The organism is Salipaludibacillus sp. CUR1 (assembly GCF_021028955.1).
Classification (GTDB): Bacteria; Bacillota; Bacilli; order Bacillales; family Salisediminibacteriaceae; genus Salipaludibacillus.
In genome coordinates this window covers 1-17791 of record NZ_JAIWPE010000073.1, presented here as the reverse complement: position 1 = coordinate 17791, position 17791 = coordinate 1, and the positions used below count along the sequence as shown (strand labels likewise).

General features: G+C 34.9%; 26 protein-coding genes and 1 pseudogene. 5 read left to right on the top strand and 22 right to left on the bottom strand.

What is annotated here, in order from left to right; all coding sequences use genetic code 11:
- Nucleotides 1-462 precede the first annotated feature (462 nt).
- From K8O68_RS15385 to K8O68_RS15340, 10 genes and pseudogenes are all read right to left on the bottom strand, one after another.
- Nucleotides 463-1017, bottom strand: coding sequence for a GNAT family N-acetyltransferase (locus K8O68_RS15385; protein ID WP_230897743.1), 555 nt, complete (start codon nt 1015-1017; stop codon nt 463-465).
- A gap of 82 nt (nt 1018-1099) precedes the next feature.
- Nucleotides 1100-1261: a hypothetical protein gene (locus K8O68_RS15380; RefSeq protein WP_230897742.1), complete on the bottom strand. Its 162-nt coding sequence runs from the start codon at nt 1259-1261 to the stop codon at nt 1100-1102.
- Nucleotides 1262-1925: 664 nt separating this feature from the next.
- Complete coding sequence (locus tag K8O68_RS15375) at nt 1926-2564, bottom strand: hypothetical protein (RefSeq protein WP_230897741.1); 639 nt, start codon at nt 2562-2564, stop codon at nt 1926-1928.
- Between the two features lie 142 nt (nt 2565-2706).
- The gene (locus tag K8O68_RS15370) at nt 2707-3216 is read right to left on the bottom strand and encodes a GNAT family N-acetyltransferase (protein ID WP_230897740.1); all 510 of its coding nucleotides are present in this window, start codon (nt 3214-3216) and stop codon (nt 2707-2709) included.
- 188 nt (nt 3217-3404) lie between these two features.
- On the bottom strand, nt 3405-3842 hold the full coding sequence (locus K8O68_RS15365; RefSeq protein ID WP_370640536.1) for a GNAT family N-acetyltransferase: 438 nt from the start codon (nt 3840-3842) through the stop codon (nt 3405-3407).
- Nucleotides 3843-4074: 232 nt separating this feature from the next.
- Nucleotides 4075-4560, bottom strand: a complete 486-nt coding sequence (locus K8O68_RS15360; protein ID WP_230897738.1) for a tetratricopeptide repeat protein — start codon at nt 4558-4560, stop codon at nt 4075-4077.
- 189 nt (nt 4561-4749) lie between these two features.
- Complete coding sequence (locus tag K8O68_RS15355; RefSeq protein WP_230897737.1) at nt 4750-5505, bottom strand: nucleotidyltransferase family protein; 756 nt, start codon at nt 5503-5505, stop codon at nt 4750-4752.
- Nucleotides 5506-5697: 192 nt separating this feature from the next.
- Nucleotides 5698-6194: pseudogene (locus tag K8O68_RS15350) on the bottom strand (GNAT family N-acetyltransferase).
- Between the two features lie 286 nt (nt 6195-6480).
- Nucleotides 6481-6942: a hypothetical protein gene (locus K8O68_RS15345; RefSeq protein WP_230897736.1), complete on the bottom strand. Its 462-nt coding sequence runs from the start codon at nt 6940-6942 to the stop codon at nt 6481-6483.
- Nucleotides 6943-6994: 52 nt separating this feature from the next.
- Nucleotides 6995-7393 (bottom strand): VOC family protein, encoded by a 399-nt coding sequence (locus tag K8O68_RS15340; protein ID WP_230897735.1) that lies wholly within the window; start codon nt 7391-7393, stop codon nt 6995-6997.
- Between the two features lie 326 nt (nt 7394-7719).
- Here K8O68_RS15340 and K8O68_RS15335 point away from each other — a divergent pair, with 326 nt between their 5' ends.
- The 3 genes from K8O68_RS15335 (at nt 7720) to K8O68_RS15325 (ending at nt 8668) form a co-directional block, all read left to right on the top strand.
- Nucleotides 7720-7887 carry a hypothetical protein gene (locus tag K8O68_RS15335; RefSeq protein WP_230897734.1) on the top strand — a complete coding sequence of 56 codons (168 nt, stop codon included), beginning with the start codon at nt 7720-7722 and terminating at the stop codon, nt 7885-7887.
- Nucleotides 7888-7974: 87 nt separating this feature from the next.
- A complete protein-coding gene (locus tag K8O68_RS15330) occupies nt 7975-8451 on the top strand; it encodes a hypothetical protein (protein WP_230897733.1) in 477 nt (158 codons plus the stop codon).
- Nucleotides 8444-8668, top strand: a complete 225-nt coding sequence (locus tag K8O68_RS15325; protein ID WP_230897732.1) for a hypothetical protein — start codon at nt 8444-8446, stop codon at nt 8666-8668. Before K8O68_RS15330 ends, K8O68_RS15325 begins: the two co-directional genes overlap by 8 nt.
- Nucleotides 8669-8966: 298 nt before the next feature.
- Here the strand turns inward: K8O68_RS15325 and K8O68_RS15320 are convergent, their stop codons facing one another.
- From K8O68_RS15320 to K8O68_RS15275, 11 genes are all read right to left on the bottom strand, one after another.
- Nucleotides 8967-9488, bottom strand: a complete 522-nt coding sequence (locus K8O68_RS15320) for a tubby C-terminal domain-like protein (RefSeq protein ID WP_483314042.1) — start codon at nt 9486-9488, stop codon at nt 8967-8969.
- A gap of 172 nt (nt 9489-9660) precedes the next feature.
- Nucleotides 9661-9987, bottom strand: coding sequence for a TIGR04104 family putative zinc finger protein (locus tag K8O68_RS21650; RefSeq protein ID WP_370640535.1), 327 nt, complete (start codon nt 9985-9987; stop codon nt 9661-9663).
- 242 nt (nt 9988-10229) lie between these two features.
- Nucleotides 10230-10550 carry a hypothetical protein gene (locus tag K8O68_RS15315; protein ID WP_230897730.1) on the bottom strand — a complete coding sequence of 107 codons (321 nt, stop codon included), beginning with the start codon at nt 10548-10550 and terminating at the stop codon, nt 10230-10232.
- A gap of 86 nt (nt 10551-10636) precedes the next feature.
- Nucleotides 10637-10879, bottom strand: coding sequence for a hypothetical protein (locus K8O68_RS15310; protein ID WP_230897729.1), 243 nt, complete (start codon nt 10877-10879; stop codon nt 10637-10639).
- Between the two features lie 124 nt (nt 10880-11003).
- Nucleotides 11004-11474: a peptide-methionine (S)-S-oxide reductase gene (locus tag K8O68_RS15305; protein ID WP_230897728.1), complete on the bottom strand. Its 471-nt coding sequence runs from the start codon at nt 11472-11474 to the stop codon at nt 11004-11006.
- A gap of 177 nt (nt 11475-11651) precedes the next feature.
- Nucleotides 11652-11993 carry a VOC family protein gene (locus K8O68_RS15300; RefSeq protein ID WP_230897727.1) on the bottom strand — a complete coding sequence of 114 codons (342 nt, stop codon included), beginning with the start codon at nt 11991-11993 and terminating at the stop codon, nt 11652-11654.
- A gap of 181 nt (nt 11994-12174) precedes the next feature.
- Nucleotides 12175-12360, bottom strand: a complete 186-nt coding sequence (locus tag K8O68_RS15295; protein WP_230897726.1) for a hypothetical protein — start codon at nt 12358-12360, stop codon at nt 12175-12177.
- 106 nt (nt 12361-12466) lie between these two features.
- On the bottom strand, nt 12467-12919 hold the full coding sequence (locus tag K8O68_RS15290) for a GNAT family N-acetyltransferase (RefSeq protein ID WP_230897725.1): 453 nt from the start codon (nt 12917-12919) through the stop codon (nt 12467-12469).
- 61 nt (nt 12920-12980) lie between these two features.
- Nucleotides 12981-13181: a hypothetical protein gene (locus tag K8O68_RS15285; RefSeq protein WP_230897724.1), complete on the bottom strand. Its 201-nt coding sequence runs from the start codon at nt 13179-13181 to the stop codon at nt 12981-12983.
- A gap of 203 nt (nt 13182-13384) precedes the next feature.
- Nucleotides 13385-14239, bottom strand: coding sequence for an aminoglycoside phosphotransferase family protein (locus tag K8O68_RS15280; protein WP_230897723.1), 855 nt, complete (start codon nt 14237-14239; stop codon nt 13385-13387).
- Nucleotides 14240-14267: 28 nt separating this feature from the next.
- On the bottom strand, nt 14268-14933 hold the full coding sequence (locus tag K8O68_RS15275; RefSeq protein ID WP_230897744.1) for an HAD family hydrolase: 666 nt from the start codon (nt 14931-14933) through the stop codon (nt 14268-14270).
- A 314-nt stretch (nt 14934-15247) separates the two neighbouring features.
- On the opposite strand from K8O68_RS15275, the gene K8O68_RS15270 reads away from it, so the two are divergent.
- Both K8O68_RS15270 and K8O68_RS15265 read left to right on the top strand, forming a co-directional pair.
- Nucleotides 15248-15502 (top strand): hypothetical protein, encoded by a 255-nt coding sequence (locus K8O68_RS15270; RefSeq protein WP_230897722.1) that lies wholly within the window; start codon nt 15248-15250, stop codon nt 15500-15502.
- 766 nt (nt 15503-16268) lie between these two features.
- Entirely contained in the window at nt 16269-16757 is a 489-nt protein-coding gene (locus K8O68_RS15265; RefSeq protein ID WP_230897721.1) for a pyridoxamine 5'-phosphate oxidase family protein, read from the top strand.
- A 94-nt stretch (nt 16758-16851) separates the two neighbouring features.
- On the opposite strand, the gene K8O68_RS15260 is transcribed toward K8O68_RS15265, so the two are convergent.
- On the bottom strand, nt 16852-17667 hold the full coding sequence (locus K8O68_RS15260; RefSeq protein WP_230897720.1) for a lipid II flippase Amj family protein: 816 nt from the start codon (nt 17665-17667) through the stop codon (nt 16852-16854).
- Nucleotides 17668-17791: the final 124 nt, after the last annotated feature.

The following is a 17791-nucleotide window of genomic DNA, read 5'->3' as shown; positions in this document are numbered from 1 at the left end:
AAAAAAAGAGGGTGAGTCTAACTCCCCTCTATATCTATTTATTAATAGGGACATATTAAATAGCAAAAATGAGACAAAATACGTTGGTAGTTTCAGGTCAGAAATCATTAGCAGTAACAGTTAGCCAAATAAATACCTCCCCCATTTAATCCTTCTTCTCCAAAGCCCCCTTTATCTTAACATAATTTTCCAGTTAACAAGCAATAAAAGAAGCCCCATGTGCGGCTTTCTGGATCTTTAGCTATTTAACCGATTAAGTGTATTGTTTCACAATATTTTAAGTTAATATCAACCAGCCTTATTTGTATTATTTTTCTCTAATCGACCAAGTCTATTTATCACTTCTTTAAATTGAAGATTAACATTATCAAATCGTTCTAAGATGATTTTGAGCAACTGTTCATTATCCATCTAATCACCTTTTGTTTTTAATTTTCAGCATAATTTATAACATAGATACCTTTAACCAATTTGTATTTCTTCCCATTCTTTCCTCAAGATCCCCATCTTTATGGCATCAAAATAGTCGCCGTTCACCACTCTTGCATCTCTAATTCTCGCTTCTTCTTTCATTCCCAGTTTTTCTGCCACCTTCATCATTCTTACGTTCCCAGACCAGGTGGACATTCCTAACCGGTGTAAATTGGAAGAGGTAAAAAGAAAATCAATCCATAGTTTATAAGCTTCAGAGCCATAGCCGCCATTCCAGAAATTTTTATCATAAATAACAATCCCAGTTTCAAGCCAGTTGGTGTTTTTATCTACCCAATAGGAGCCCACATAACCAATTGCTCTCCCCTCACACTTTATAACTAGAGAGGCAGGTATGTCAGGAAAAATTTCTTGCTCCCAGCTTTTGCGGTACTCCTCTTTAGTTACTTTCTCTTCTGGAATATACGGCCCATTCCACTTTTTTGCTTCTTGTTCCTGTTCTTCAAACTTCCAAAAATATAAGTCATCACTATCCTTAGTTGTTACCTCTTTTAAGACAACTTTTTCTCCAATGATTTCAACCATAGTTTAAATGCTGCCCCCTGTGTTTTTATGTGTTATTTTTTAATTCTCTTAAAGGAATGCTTTCCTTTAGCATTACAAACTCCTATGATTCAAAATTCTTTTTCTCATAAGTACGAATAAAATATTCAAACCTCATGGCAATCCAAATTAAAACCATTGCACTGATGCCGTTCCAAAAACCTCCAAAGAATAAACCAACCCCGCCACCAATAATGATATACGTCATTAATTGTTTAGGTATCATACTATCCCCTCAGCTTTACAAATTTCTATTACTAAATCTCCATTAGCTAACATTATCTTCCAGTTTATCAAACAAAGAAAACCGTAAATACTGCTTCCTGGACCTTACCCTAATGCTTCGCGTTGTGTAACCTTCATGTATGACTTTAAATATTACTGGAGCTGCTGCTCTATGCTCAGAATTTGATCCATTCAATGAAGGTAGGCGCAGTGAACCAGTTGGACATTTAATTAGATGGTGCCTGAAGTGTAAGCTATACTATACGTTGCTGCTTGGATTGAGCTTAATTGTTGGGACTAAACATTGCCATTATTACTTTCAAAAATCTTTAATTAGTTTTTTTCGATACATAGACATACCGTAAAGATAAAAAAGCTATTACAAATGTAGAATATGCTAAATTATATAACCAAGTTATTTCTTGACCTCTTAAATAGTCTATAAAAGCAAATAAAAGATTTGCTAATACAAAAGTAACCAAAACAATTGTTAGCCGTGACTTTATTAAACTCATAAAAACTCCTTATAAATTTTATTTCTACCGTAAGCAAGTTTTAAATTGTCTAATATAAAAATGTCCCTATAGCCAGCATAAATTAAAGCATACTTAGTCTTATCCTGTATTAAAGCCACCCGGATTGATAAAGCATGAGCTCAAATTCATTTAAAATTGAAAGGCATAAGCCCCTTTTTCGCTTTGTATGAGACTGTCTCCAAATACAACACTTTTGTAATCAATTTCAAGAAAGTAAATGGCTTTACTCAGAACGTCATAAAAGAAAGGGACGAACTCCAAATCTTTAAACACAAAAACTTCTATTTGCTCATCGTTATTTCGATTTGCTTCAAATATTCGATGATTTCCGTTGATACAATAAGGCCTATTACCAGTTATATAGCGGCTTTGAATGACCATTACAGGATTTTTATGGTTTTGTTTTATTCGATTGGGGTCTTTATTTATGTTACCTTGGTCAACAGCATCAAAAATGTCGGCTGGAAGAAACTTTACTGGTTTCATGCCCTTTTCTTTTATTATTGAAGCTGCACCGTCAATATCTAAAGCAAATTCAAATACTCCCATTGGAAACTCCGCATATAAAGAAAATGTCTCCTGTCCAATTGGATGAATCACCGGATAGGTTTTTCTGATAAGAGATTGATATAATATTTCAGTCCATTTCGATGCAACAGCAGCTCCGTGAGTAGATTTACTCTCCATTTCTTGAATACGTAAAATAAAGTGGCTAAAGGGATTAAAATACTGTGATTCTGTTTCGTGAATTTCAATTTTACTTTCCAACTACACCACCACCATCGAATTTCTAATTTTAATTTTTTGTACTTCTTCCTAATCAGCTTAACATCAATTTCCAGTCAGCAGGGCAATAAAAAAAGCCGCTTACACGGCTTTTTTTAATCTACAATTGCTTTTAAACTTAAGCCTAATCCCACTTAGATCGAATTAATCCTAAATGGATCACATCTTCATAATGATCCCATTTTAAAATTTCATGTTTTGCTATACCTTCAACTTTTAACCCGCACTTTTCCATTACACGCTTAGAAGCTGTGTTTTTCGCCATACACCTGCCAAATACTCTTTCCAAACCAAGCGTATTAAAACCAAATTCAAGAAGTTTAGAACACGCTTCTGTACTATATCCCTTATTCCAATGGTCAGGATTAGTAAAGTAACCTAACTCCCCGTGATTATGCTGCTTCGAAACACTGACAAAACCACAATTACCTACATATTCACTTGGACGATCTTTTAAATACAATCCAAATTCGTATGCATTTCCTTTTTCCATATTTTCTCTTACAAAGTTTATCCACCAGTCAACGGTTTCCCGTGGATATGGATGCGGCATTGAAATCGTGGTTTCTGCGATTTCTTTTAACTTTACTACCTTAAATACAGATTCAGCATCCTGTATTTCATAAGGTCTCATGATCAGTCTTTCTGTTTCAAAAGCTAAATTCTTAACATCCCCATCTAGATCATCAATCCCTTCTATAAAAAAAAATTTACATTTTCTTAATTCGTTAAGTAATAACTTTTTCCTGCTTGTATTAATCTGCTAGTTAGTTTAATCATATTTATTACAGGAATTCTCACCGTTGTGTAAATTGAAAACTTTTATATTTTTAGCTTTAAACCTTCATGCGTTGCTTTAAAACCTAACCGTACATAAAACCTTAATGCATCTGGTCTTTTTTTATCAGTTGTTAATTGTACTAAATGACAGCCACGTTCTTCTGCACGTTGAATAGCCCACTTTATAAGTTCAGTGCCCACACCCTTTCCTCTTACCGAAGCTGATGTTCTTACTCCTTCGATAGTAGCTCTCCATCCACCTTGATGTGTTAAATAAGGGATAAAAGTAATTTGCTGCACCCCAACCACTTCATTTCCGACACAAGCTACAATTAACTCGTTATTAGAGTCAGATGTAATAGCCCTAAATGCTTTTATGTAACTATGTGGAAGGGGATTCTTATATCGCTCACGCTTACTTCCTAAAGTGTCATCAGCAAGCATTGCAACAATACTATCTAAATCATTTTCGTCAGCCATTCTAAACTTGATTTCTGTCTCCAATCACTTACCTCCTCATAATTAAGCATTTTATCACTTACAATGTTTACTGACTTTATATCATATGTTAATTATATCGTTTTAATATAATCAAAACTTTTTCTTATGAATGTAAAGGAGTGCTTATTTAACTCTTCATCACAATACTTCAATGGTAAATATGACACCTTCTGTTCTATCGTTTCTTGTTAATTTAACATCTTTTTACAAACTATTTCCAAGTCTCGTCTAATTTATCGGAATAGAATTCAATTGCTTTTTTATAACTGGCAATCTCCAGGTCTTGTGTCGTTTCTATTAAGCATTTGAGTAATAGCTCCATAGCTTTGCTATGTTCATTCAAATTATATAAGGTCATCGAATAAAACGTTTGCATTGCTCTGTTATCGGGGAATAGTTTAATCCCTTTTAGAAACGTACTTTTAGATTTTTTATATTCACCTAATGTTCTATAGGTACTCCCTAATCCCAATAAGACTCCTTCCAAATCCTTTGAAGGCAATCCAAACTTAATAGCATTTTCATAAAATGGTACTGCGTTGGCTTCTTCTCCTAATATGTCAAAACTCCATGCACATTGATAGTTAATTGTAGGATCATCAGGGAACTCCTCTACCAATCTCATAAGCAATTCGTTTGATTCTTTGTGATTTCCTCTTTTCCTTAAATAAATAGCTTTATCTAATTCCTTGTTCATAAATTTCCCCTCCAATACTCCTCTGCTAAACTCCCTGTTAGCACCCTAACAGACCTGCCAGATTTTGAATTTATAACTTCCGTTTGTTGAATTATTTTGATTTAAAGTAAATAATTTCAGGATTTCCCCTTATTCTCCTCATTAGCCCATAACAGTTACATAGCTTCTTGAAGTATTGCCTCCCATTATTTAAGAAGAAATATTGGCTTCATGTATGAAATTCGCAGAAGCCCACTTACCCTCCCTCTTAAAAAATTCATATACAGCTTCTCGATTTGCCGGCGGTTCATCTATCCAATTTATCAGGGTTTGAATAATAGGTTTTTTATCCGGGAAGTGATGGAGAAAGACCTCAGATTGCTCGTGAAGCCTTGTCGACCAAATTTGAGAACGCACCATTACCATTGAATAGTATGTTCGAATGAGTTTGCGAGAGAAGTTTTGTGAAATTGTTTTAAATTTTTTATTAGTAGCTGTTTCCAACCTATTTAGCGTCCGAGTAAGAGCTTCGCCAATATCACCATTGAAGCGAATGGCTACCTCTGATGTCAATTTGTACGGGCCAAACCGGTCTCCTAAATCCTCTCCGCAGACACAAACACAGAGTTCCTTAAGAAAAGCATTTTCGTAATAGTTGGAGGGCTCAACCGTATAATGGTAATAAGCAACAGCTATACCAACATCACGAACCAGAGAACGATACTTTTGAGACAGTTCTCCAGCAAGTTGCTGTAATTCAGCTAAATTACCGGAACTCAGTTTGCCATCAAACATAGCGATAAGGTCTAAATCTGATTTAATAGGAACCGCTTCACCTCTGGCTACGCTGCCGTATACATAAACGCTGTGCAAATGTGGATGAAACAAATCTTTAAGACTCTCGACAGATTCTCGAATGCAAGGCTTATAGATATTATCAATTTTATCTATACTAACATCGCTCACAATAAAACCGTCAGAATCAAGACCATATCCAGCTTTTNATCAATTTTATCTATACTAACATCGCTCACAATAAAACCGTCAGAATCAAGACCATATCCAGCTTTTAGAACCATCTAATCTCCTCCCTCTTCTCTTACTACTCCTGCATTTCCAGGTTCTTTACTTCCCGCTATTTCAATAAGAAAATGTATTTTACTTTTTTAATAATGAATAAACATATGTATCGTGAGCTTTTCCATTTTGATACATGTAATCCCTTAATATCCCTTCTCTTTGAAAACCTATTTTAGTTAGTAATTTATTAGATGCGTCATTTTCAATAAATACTACTGCCCCTATTCGGGTTAGTCCCATAACATCAAACCCATATGCAAGAGCTTTAGAAACTGCTTCTGAAGTATAGCCTTTCCTCCAATAGTCTGGATGGATTTCATAACCTATTTCAGGCCAATAGTTCCTATTAATCCTTTGGCCCCTTTTCTTTCAATACCCCAGCGCAGACCTCTTTTATCTTTGTAGCTTTTAGAAAAGAAATCTACAAACTGCTTTGCCTGGGCAATATTATTCAACGTTTCCTGTCCATAAAAGCGTGTGACATTATCATTAGAAAAACAAGCAAATATATCCTCTGCATCATCTTCAGTAATTTCTCTTAAATACAGTCTCTCAGTCTCTAAAGCTGGAAACATTTTGCCTCTCCCTCTTTTCGTTGGATAAAAGTCACCTTTGTAAAGAGTTTGTTTCACCATATTACCTTTTAGCACAATAACAGTTTTCAGCTTGTTCCACCTGCTTCTTTAAAACCTCTTAGCAGACTTTATTTACTGTTTATGACCCACTCAGACTCCTTTACTCTATCTGAGTGGATTTTATTTACCGTTTATGATTCACTTGACTCCTTATCCCAGGCCTAGTCGCTCTTTTCCTGTCCCGCCCTCCCTAAGAGTAACAGCCGATCCATTCCAGTCCCGCTACCTAAATAACCTTTTTATATATGAGTTCAAAGTCGTGATCCCAGTTTAAACCGTCATCTGATTTTTCCCAGTAACTGTATATGGTGTCTCTTGATTCATTAATTTTCCCAATAAATCGTTGACTAAATTCTAATGGTGAAACATCTGATGTATTCCTCCACAATATCCAAACATCGTCTTCTAAACTCATGTTATAGATACGAGTTACACCTCTTGAATCAAAATAGTGTTGTAAATATTCGCCCGTATAAAAATCGTAGTCATAAATAATCGTACTACTTGGGAATTCGGACTGATTCATGAGAGTTCGCTGGATGATAAACTTTTCTTTTTCCATCCAATCAAACAACGTTTGTCCATAAAAGGAATTTGTTTGGAATTGCGGTGGAATTACTTCTACTTCCCATTTTCCTATTAGAAATTCCAATCGTCTTAACGCTTCTTCACGAACTAATTTATTCAATAATAACCTCCCCTTTTTCTTCTTCAACTTTTCTGCCCCTATAATTGCAGAACTAATTAGGTGCTACAAGTTCTACTTTAATTCTGTCTGGGTCTTCAAAATAAACCGCATAATGATTATTTCCGCCAGCAAAAGGGTGTTTATCTGAGTAGAGAATTTTCACTTTTCTTTCTTTCAATCTTTTCGTCATTTCGTCTACGTGTTGACGTGATGATGAGTGAAATGCAAGATGATTAAGCCCTACCCGGCATCTATGATATGGAGGGTTAAGAAACTTATCTTCTGCTTGAACAAAAACGATGTATGTATCACCTAATTTCCAACTATGGCCACTTTCCCATTCCTGAAAAGAGGTATAACCTAATTCTTCAAGAAGCCAGCCCCAAAACTCAATGGTTTGCTTTAAATCTGAAACATATATCTCGATATGATGCAGTAATCCTTTTTGCATAAAAACCCCCTTGATAGTTACTCACTTCTTCTTAAACTATCCTGCTTCGTTCGTTTCCTTAATCTTTGCCTCTTGACTAAACTCCCTCTATTTTAACACCATTTTCCAGTCAGCTGGCATTCCTAATAACATAAATGTTAGAATAATTAGACTGTTAAAGCCGAATTTAGTTTAATAGACTGCCATACAGGGCACAAGTTTTATAAGAATTAGAAGGAGGTTTTAAGGTGGAATGGTATTACTGGGTGCTCATCATCGCGTTCGTTTTAACCGTTATTTTCCGTGTAAGAAATTATAAAAAGATCTTTGGGAGAAAGGAGTAATCTATGAGCAGGGACGTTCTTATGTATATTTTTGTGTATCCGCTCTTCGCTCTCCTTCTGGCCCTTGGTCTCCCCTTTCTGTTCGGCGGCAATTTCTATATTTCCACGCTGACGGGCCCTGTGGCTTTGCTTATTTTCGGTATTTACAAGGTGAAGAATAATAAAGCATAAGCTGGAGGCATTGTCCTGCTAATCACCTTATTTAATTCAATACGGGTATTCATATAAACAAAATCTGCTTCAGGGAGGGTACCAGCTATGAAAATTCCATTCTTTATCACCGGAGCTTTAGTGCTGTTAGCTGGATGCTTTACTGATTATGAAGAAGAACATATGGCAGAGCATACAGGGGTTCATTACGGAGTTGAATATACAGCCGATGAGCAGCTGGATGCCAGACTGGTAATTGATAACCAATCAGAATACGATGTTTTCGTTGGAACAGGAACACGTGATGATTTAGGTGGCATCTCGCTTTATCAGGATGGTGAACTGCTGGTTACTGAGCCTGACGGAGCTGTTAATGATAATATGGAAACAATCCGGGTAAATGCGGGAGAACGTGAGACAGGAGCCTCTATTAGTTATGATATAGAACCAGGAGTCACTTATATCATTACAGGACAGCCATTATTAACCTTAAGCATTATAGACGGAGACGTCAATAATCCAGAACAAGTTATTGCTCCTGGAGACGGAGCAGAAAACGAAGCAGAAGTTACTTTAAATGATTAAACAGGTCGCAGACAATGAGCCGGCGGTTAAAAAAGGGCTGATCTGTGCAGTAATATGTGCTGTTACCGCCGCTCTCTTAAAGTCCAGTAATGAGGACATGTTCCAAAACAGAGCTCCCACCAAAATAATTCCTGTTTTTGCTTATTTGCTTATCAAACTGACCGACCCGTTTGCACAAAAAGAAACATCGTCTCTCAATGCTTGTCTTGATTTTTAATCTCTTCTAAAACACTAATTATTCTGTCATTTTGTTCTATTAGTTTATTATTTTGGTCTCTTATTTTAGAAAAATCTGATAAGAATATAATTAAAATGATGATCACAAAAAGTAACAAGCATAATCCCTCCTCAAATTCCCAAATATTACTAACCACCACATGTTTTATATAATTAATTCCCACTGTAGTTCAACATCTATTTCCAGTGAGCAATCAATAAACGCTTTATGCTGCTTTCTTGACCTTTAACTATTACTACCCAATGGTTGAGTCATACATTTCACTCATGTCATGGTATTACTTTTTTTGATTATTATGAAGAAAACTCAGGGATACTAATAAAAGGGGATCCAACATAAGATCAGTTGTATCTATCTCTAATGTTATCTGAGTATTGAGGGGGTTAATTTTTCGTCTGGCTGTCCCCACTTCTTGTTCTTCTCTATCGTCTTGTATCTTTGAAAAAGTCACTACATTGAGTGACGTAATTTTAGAGCTAGCTTTATATTCATCATTATCAATAAACAAGTAAAGCGCTCTACCTAGCTTGGCCTCTTTAATTGAACCGATCATATTATCATCCTGCAGCAAACTAAATTTCACCGGAGCCACAAAAGCCTTAAACTGACTTTTTAATTGAAATATATAAGCCGCTTTTTTCTCCGGGGTGACCATGACATCTGATACAAATTTAGCGGATACGTGTCGGCCGACAGATTCTAGCAGCTTATTAGAATTAAACCGGGCCATCGTTCCAACCGTCTCACTATTTTCATACAATATAGGAATGTTTCTCGTAGATGCTCTGTACTTTGGCAGCTAGTAAGAAAATTTCATTGGTTTACACTCCCAATAAATAAAATAAAAAACAAATATTCCTCTCTTGTTGAGTTAAAGATAAAATTATTAATTTAGTGATCACCTTATAATATTAGTATCACTTTCCATTTAGCAATAAAAAAGCCATATATACATGCTCCTGGACCTTAAATTATAGCTTTCTGTTAGTAAATCTACTTTGTTCCCACAGTGTTGTTTCATCATTAGAAACATCTATATAAAAAGGATGAAGTAGTAATACTAATGCTCCCATAATAAATATTGAAATGAAAGTAAGTAATGGAGAAACGTTAAATATAGGGAGGAGCATTGGCAGTAAGATAATAATACATGATAGAAATATTCTTTTTCTTGATCTAGCAGTAAGCTGTTGTTTTTTTCTACAGTACGAACATTTCATCCCTGTATCTAACACTGATTGACTTTTTTGCGTTTGCTTCCAACTCCATTCTTTATTACAATTTTGACAAATTGGCATTTCCTCATCACTTCCCTCTACAAAACTTAAAGTGACATCAACAGCAGTTTGCTAACCAAATAATTGCATTAAAAACCACTTCTAATAACACTTACCAAATTCTTTCTGCCACCTCAAAAATGTTGGGAGACTTCCCCTCACTGTAACATCATTTTCCAATAAAGAACTGGTTAAAAAAACCATAAGCAGCCTCCTGAATCTTCAGCTTCCCGTTTCTTCATATATATCTGCTAACTAAGTGGTTAGTTACCATTATGGCTGCTAATTTGAAACCCGCCCTGAAAAGTTATAATATCAACTTTTACACCGTTTTTTTCAAATGTTATCAGGCTTCCCATTTGATCAACTTCTTTCCACCCTCTAAGTTTTAATTGCTGAAGATAGATTCTGTTTATACCTGGAAAACTATAAGAAATACTTTCATCCGAATGAATTTCTTCTGCTTTAGCATTTACAGGAATCGGGAAGCCATTAATTCCTGAGGCCTTCAGTGTACCGAAACCGAGCACTGAAATTAAAACGATCATCCCAACCAGTAAGAATACTACTGTTTTCTTTTTCATCTCCGTCCCCCTAAAAATCTTTGGTATTTTCAGCTCTATGAAGAATTTAAGCTAAAATGTTAAAAATAAAAATGTCTCATAAGAAATTAAAACCGCGGAGATGTAAATAAAAAAAATGTCGCTCCTAAGACGATGGCAACTCCTGTACGAGTTGTTACCTTGTGGTTGGATAAGGCTATATCAACTATACAGATATCTCCCACTCCAGCCCCAAAAAACAGCATGTTCGCTAACTCTGATGGATGAAGTAAGAATCCGATTCCAAGAAAAATAATAAATAAAGTGATTTGATAAGTAAGTTTTGATTTTCTAGATTTGAAAATCTTCAAAACTACTCCTCCTTCAAATAGATTATTTAATCTTTTTTCCAAACATTTAATGATAAAGTCAGCACAAATAAAGAGTAAAGCATTTCCAATAACTATAGCGTTTAAAAAGCCACCTTACTCTTTCTTACTTATACTTACTTAATATTTCTTTTGGAATATGACAATAATCATTTGGACATTTGGCTAGTCTGTCTTGATGTTCTTCTGCACTTCTCACATAGTTTGTAAGAGGCAATACTTCTACAACTATAAGGACATAATCATTTCTCTCCCTAAGAAACGCCTTAGCCACTTTTAAATGTTCAGGGTTTTCGCTATATACTCCTGTTCTGTATTTCTCACCAACATCCTGTCCTTGTTTATTTAAACTGTATGGATCAATGATTTCAAACAAATATCCCATTAACTCTCTGACCGTTACGACCGTCGGATCAAATCCTGTTTTTACACATTCGGCGTAGCCATCATAATCACCCTCAAGTGTATGACTGGTTCCATTAGCTCTTCCCGCTTCTGTAAACACAACTCCTGGTAAAGTTTTTATAAAAGCCTGTACTCCCCATAAACATCCACCTGCTAAATATATTACTTCCATATTGCCTCTCCTCTTTGATTAGTACAATTCAATATTAAGTATATAAAAAAGCAATAAAAAGAATTTTTTTATTCTTAAACAATGCTCCCCGGTAGATTAATAAATTTTTTAACACCTGGTTTTAAATCCTATATTTTTAAAAAAATTCAGTTTAAAACACCTGATTTTTAACTTATTTTATTTCTCATTAGTAAAATCAATAATCCTCAAACAGTTATCTGCATTGTCTTTATAAATAGCGTAACGTCCTGGTGGTATGCCCACAGGTTCTTTAATAAACTCCAATTTTTCCTTATTTTCCTTATAGAACATATCCACAGAGTCGACTAAGAAAACTCCTCCCGCAGATAGTTCCAATTCTTCATCTTCAATCAATAATCGAACATCTGAATTAGGTAAAGTTAAGGCAACTGTGTGATCACCTTCTCTCCACGCTTCCTCAAATCTAAGTGTTTCTCCATAAAAAGTAAGTGATTCTTTAAGGTTTTTAACTGGATGGTACAAAAACACTAATTTCATATTCACTTCCTCCATCCCATTTAATAGAGTCTTCTTCTATAACCGGCTCGTCAGTTTAAATAGAGAAGCTTTTTCTTGTTGAAGGTTTCTCCCCCATTAGTTTAACACCATTTTCCAATACCAATTATTAAAAAAGCCGCATATGCAGCTTCCTGGTACTTTAATGATTGCTTTCATTTGATTAGTTTAAGAATATATAATAAACAACACCGGCTATTGCAAATAAAGGAATTATTAAAAGTAAACTTCTTTTAATAATTTTAAAGTGGTAACGTGCATTTCTACCTTTATCCTCATAAGTTGCTATCTCCATAGCTAACCAAATTATCGAAAAAACCCCAAATCCAATTCCTAGAGCCCATCCCATTTATTTCACCTCCCAATTAACTTAAATCTAATGAATATATTAAAGGTCACTTTATTCCAGATAAGTAATTCATTTTTCCTAATAGGGAATAAGCGAAGATTACCGTCTATACTTTTAATAATAAAATAACTTCACTTTCCTCTAACAACTCGCCTGTGTTTACGTATCCAAGTGATTCATAGAATCGAAGTGCCGAATAATTATCTGGCTCTGTTGAAAGGCCAATATAAAGACAGTCATCATTCTCTTTGAACATATCTATGACTTGAAGCATTGCCTCTTTTCCGTATCCCTTTCTTTGATAAGAGATATCGATCATAAACCTGGGAATCCAATACTTCCTGCTTTCAATCTCGTTTGGATCATATTCCGTCATCACAAAACCTATAACTTCCTCATCCAAATGTATTGCGCACGGTGTAAAATTGGGGTTTACCTTAGACTCTGCAATCGAATAAACATTAGGAGCAATTCGATCAACTTGGTCCTCCGCCAACTTTAGTTCCAGGCATTTATACATATTTTTCACCGTTAATTCCTGAATTGATATTTGAGCCATAGATATTCTCCTTTAGATAACATTTACTACTATATTAGTCGAGCTAATCTAACCCGTTGCATTATGTACTCTTTGATTTATTTTTTTCAGCCACCACATAAACGAAATCGCCTAAATCACTGCTATACTTTTGTATGACGTCTTCTATTTTGTTAGTTTGAATATCCTTCTTTAACCTGCTGCAGCCTTCTTTAACTTCTTCCTTTGAAGCCAAGTTTGCAAAAGTTGAAATACCTGAGCGAACATTTTCATCCAAGTACATACGCGGTTCATATTTACCGCTATAAAGGAAAAAATCTTGTAAGTTTGGTTGAACAAAAACTGTGATTTTATAAATGCTTGATACTTATTCTCCCCCTTTAGCTTAACATCATTTTCCAGTTATTAGGTAATAAAAGAGCCGCATAGGCAGCTTCATGGATCTTCAACTTTTGTTTCCTTTTATTCAATAAGTTGAGATTATAATTATTTACTTTTAATTGTATCTTTCCAGTAGTGCCAGGCTTTTAGGTATTCCTCAAAATCGTTGGGATGATGTTTAATACAAGTCCCTAATCTGAGATATAACCCAATAATTACTTCATTATATAAAAATAAATTATTTTCATAAGGTTTAACTCTTAAGTGGCTTACCGCTGAATCGATGGTTTCTTTTGTTAAATCATCTGGGGATGAGCAAAAAGCATAGATTAAATCATAAAGTGGATCTCCGATAACAGGGGCTGGGTCTATCACACCATTCAAGTGCCCATCTTTAAAAATGAAATTATGCACTCCACAATCCCCGTGTAAAAGGAATGGCTTTCTCCTCTCATTGCTGCATTTTTGGACAAGGTCAAATACAAAGTCATGGTCATTACTAACTAATCGTGAATTTATAATTTCATAGGCTTCACCAATTTCATCTAACAGGAAACTCTGCCAAGAATCTGCTGGGTCATCTGCCCACCCCCAGCCAATATCATTTGGAACTGGTTTATAGTTATTTAGAAGCTGCTGGACCAGTAACTTGAGCATTTCCTTTTTATTTTTTCTCACATAATTTGCAGTCCCATTTATAAATGTATAAACGATGTACTTGTATGAACTTTCAACGAAAAGAAGTTCAGGTAACAAATTAGATTCCTTGTAAAGATTAAGAAAATTAACCTCTGATTTAATAACTTGCGGTTGATTTGACTTCACTGCATATTTAATGTCACCAATAGTCAGGAGATACACCTTGCTTGCAGTACCACCAGATAAGTGTTTATATTCTGTTGGTTTTGAAGGAATTATATTATTATGAAGTAATTGGTTTATTATCTTTTGAATATCCATACTTCCTCCCCACTCCGCCGTTTATTAATTAACCTCTTAATTTATCAATAATTAAAGGTATTTCCTCTAAATCGTCCACTTTGAAATCTGCTTTAACGTTATCCCATTGAGAGTCCCTTTTCCATACACCAATCATGCCTGCATTCTGAGAAGCTTCTACATCATTTACCGGATGGTCGCCTGCATATATGCTTTCTGATGGTAAAACATTAAGATTTTTTAAGGCTTTTTGGAATATTGGCGGTTCAGGTTTTTTCATTCCTTCCCACTCAGATATAAGTATTGTTTCAAAATATCTTTCAATACCTAAAGACTTAATATTATCCAATTGAAACTGCCCCTTACCATTTGTTATCATTCCAAGCTTAAGGTTATAACCTTTTAATTTTTCTAATGTACTAATGAGATTAGGGAATGGAACACAGCTACTATGAAATTGGCTGATATAATCTTGGAGTAACTCTTCCCAAGTCACACCAGTCATATCAAATTCATCAACTAACTGTTGATAGACTTTATCCTTCCAAACATACCCCCTATTATCAAGTTCTATGAATCTTTTTGAGTATTTTTCAATTGGTACGTGATTTAACCATTTATTTAATCTCTCGTACTGATTTTCGATAAAAATCTTTACTGACGCATCCCGATTTAACAAAGTTCCATCTAAGTCAAATACCACTGCTTTAATAATAGTGATCCACTCCCAGAAAAAAGATTGTTATTTTGGTGGTCTGTAAGACAACTACCTGATTTCTCTAATCTCTCCTTTAGCATAACATCATGTTTCATTTAGCAGGCATATAAAAAGCCGCATATGCAGCTTCCTGGATCTTCAACTATAGCTTCCGTCAGTTGAATAGTTTAAATTTTCCGCTCACAAAAAGAGAAAAAATAAATAATAGCCCAAATGTTTAAAATGTAACAGTTTTGACACGGGGAACAAAATAAGTCTCGTTTAAATAAAAGGGTATAAATGTTAAATTAGAGGATGTAAGGAGGGATTTCATGCTGGGAACCATGGCAAAGGGATATAAGATCAGCGCAATTGCTGTGTGCGCTGTTATTTCAATACTTTATCTTTTTCATATTACAACAGATTTTAACGCGTCCCCATATATGACACCTTTAGGTTCGTTATTTATGATCGTGTGGGGGATACAACTGTTTCAAGAAACGGGGATAAAATCCCTGGCATCACTCGTAATCATACTAGGGACCATTATACTTATTAATTTTCTAACTGGTGTCATTTATGCTTAAAGGAAGAGGTGACTAATCGCTAAGTAATACAAGACGTGTTAATAAGATTTGGCACTCTTTTTAATTTATAAACCAGATAAGTAAAAATGCAACTATAAAAATTAATAATCCTATCAATCCATATTTATATTGTTTTTTTCTGGCGTATACCCATCTTTATTGGCATATTTATAAGAGGGAAGCACTAAGAGGACAATCCAGAAAGAAATAGCTATAATCAACAAAAGAATTCCTGTTAGAAAGTCCATATTACCACGTACTCCTTTTTTAACTGTATTGGAACATATTCTTATTCGATTCAATACAGTTATATTTAGAGTCAAACATTAAGCTTTGTTTCACCATGTAATATGAAAGTTAACTACAAAGTGTATTGGGCAATTTTATTTGTTTTATCCTCGACTAGTACCCACCTCTTTTTTTAAGTAACCCCCCTGTTAGCGACCCAAGCGTGGAACACAAGGGCACCCATTGCTTATTGCTCCCGTTGCTTCAAAAGTCTTTTTCATTCTTTAGTGCATTTGCTTTCTATAGCTTCAATTCTTTTTTCTAGCTTTTTTATTTTTGATTGGTAATCATAGAAGAAATATCCAACTAATACGAGTAATGCCGAACAGATTATTTCCATTCACTTTTCACCTTCCTCCCACTCTATATTCGCCTAAAAAGGTTAAGTATAATTGCGTTTACTTGTCCTGCTGCCATCTGATTAAAAGTTGGTGTAAAAGGGTAGAATACCTCTAATTACAGTATGGAGGTGATGGAGATGTCCAACAAGCTGAAACAGGAAGAAATGGAAACGTTAAGGGAGTTAATTAAGGATATAGACACGGCCATGCTTACAACTGCAACTGAAGAAGGGCTTGTTTCCCGGCCGATGAAAACGCAGGACGTAGAGTTTAATGGAGACTTATGGTTTTTTACCAAAAAAGATACTGATAAATATGAAGAGATTTTACATGATCAGGATGTTAATGTGGCTTACGCAGGTGACTCCTATGTTTCTGTGCGTGGAAGAGCAGAAATTGTTGAAGACATAGAAAAGAAAAAGGAATTCTGGAATAAAGGACATGAGAAAATCATGCAAACTTCTTATGACGATCCTGAGGTGGTCCTCATAAAAGTGAATGCGGAAGCAGCAGAATATTGGGACAGCGGTAATTTCACGAAGAAAATCGCCTTTTTTTATAAACGAATGACAGGGCAAGATTCTGAATCAGCCGATATTAATGAAACAATTGAATTGGATAAATAAAAGCAAAATGGGTTGTCTCGATACGGGACAACCCATTTAGTGTAAGAACAGTCACAGCTTATTTTAGCGATTGCTCCCGCTACTTGAATAACGTTTACACAATAAATTTAGTAAACCATGCTATATATTTTGCGCCCCATATAAACATAAATTGGGCAAGTATTGTGCCTAATAACCTTGATGCTACCATCATTAATGACATACTTTTCAGCATATTGTAACTTCCTCTACGGTTAACAACATCGTCTGCTATTACAGATATTTTGGGGTCAATAAAAATAACCAGGAGGATTGTTGCTATCCCATTTATTAAACCTGATGCCATAATAGCCGTAGAAGCTCTTTCAGGAGCTAGTAAAGCTGCATATAACGCAGACAAGACACCGATGGTATAGATCGCTGTTATTATCATATTTATGCAAAATAATTTTATTGGTATATCCTTAACTCTAGTGTCCTGCACGTACGAGAACTTAGGCAGACTGAAATGTGTAATGCCACGCTTTATGTACTGTAAAGAAAATATCCTTTTCATTAAAAATGGTACAGAACCTTTTTCCTGTGATAAATGAATGATTGCTCTTGAAAATAATGCTATAAAAGTAGGCAGTAGTATTATTCCAAAAACTGTACCAAACGTTGAGGCACCTATAAGAATTCGAAATTGAATTTCTACAAATTCCAGAGCATGTTCTTTGGGAGCAGTATCGATTAGACTACCAGTGAATGGTTGTTGCATCATATTAGCTAGTCTTGAAACAATTACCATTATGTTAAAGAGAGATAAAGCCGACGCTATCATTTTAACTCTTGCACCTGACAACCTCACAGCATAAGCAAGGGTTTCTATTGAATGAATGATAAAAATAAACAAAGCTATAAATAATAGTTTTTCAGTTAAAAACTCCATTAAGTTACCTCCCTCTATAAAGTTTAATTTTCTTCTAAATACTAACGGATACTTACAATTTCACAAACACCAGATAAGATTCTCACGCATAAATATGGATATATATTGAAACTGGAATATATTT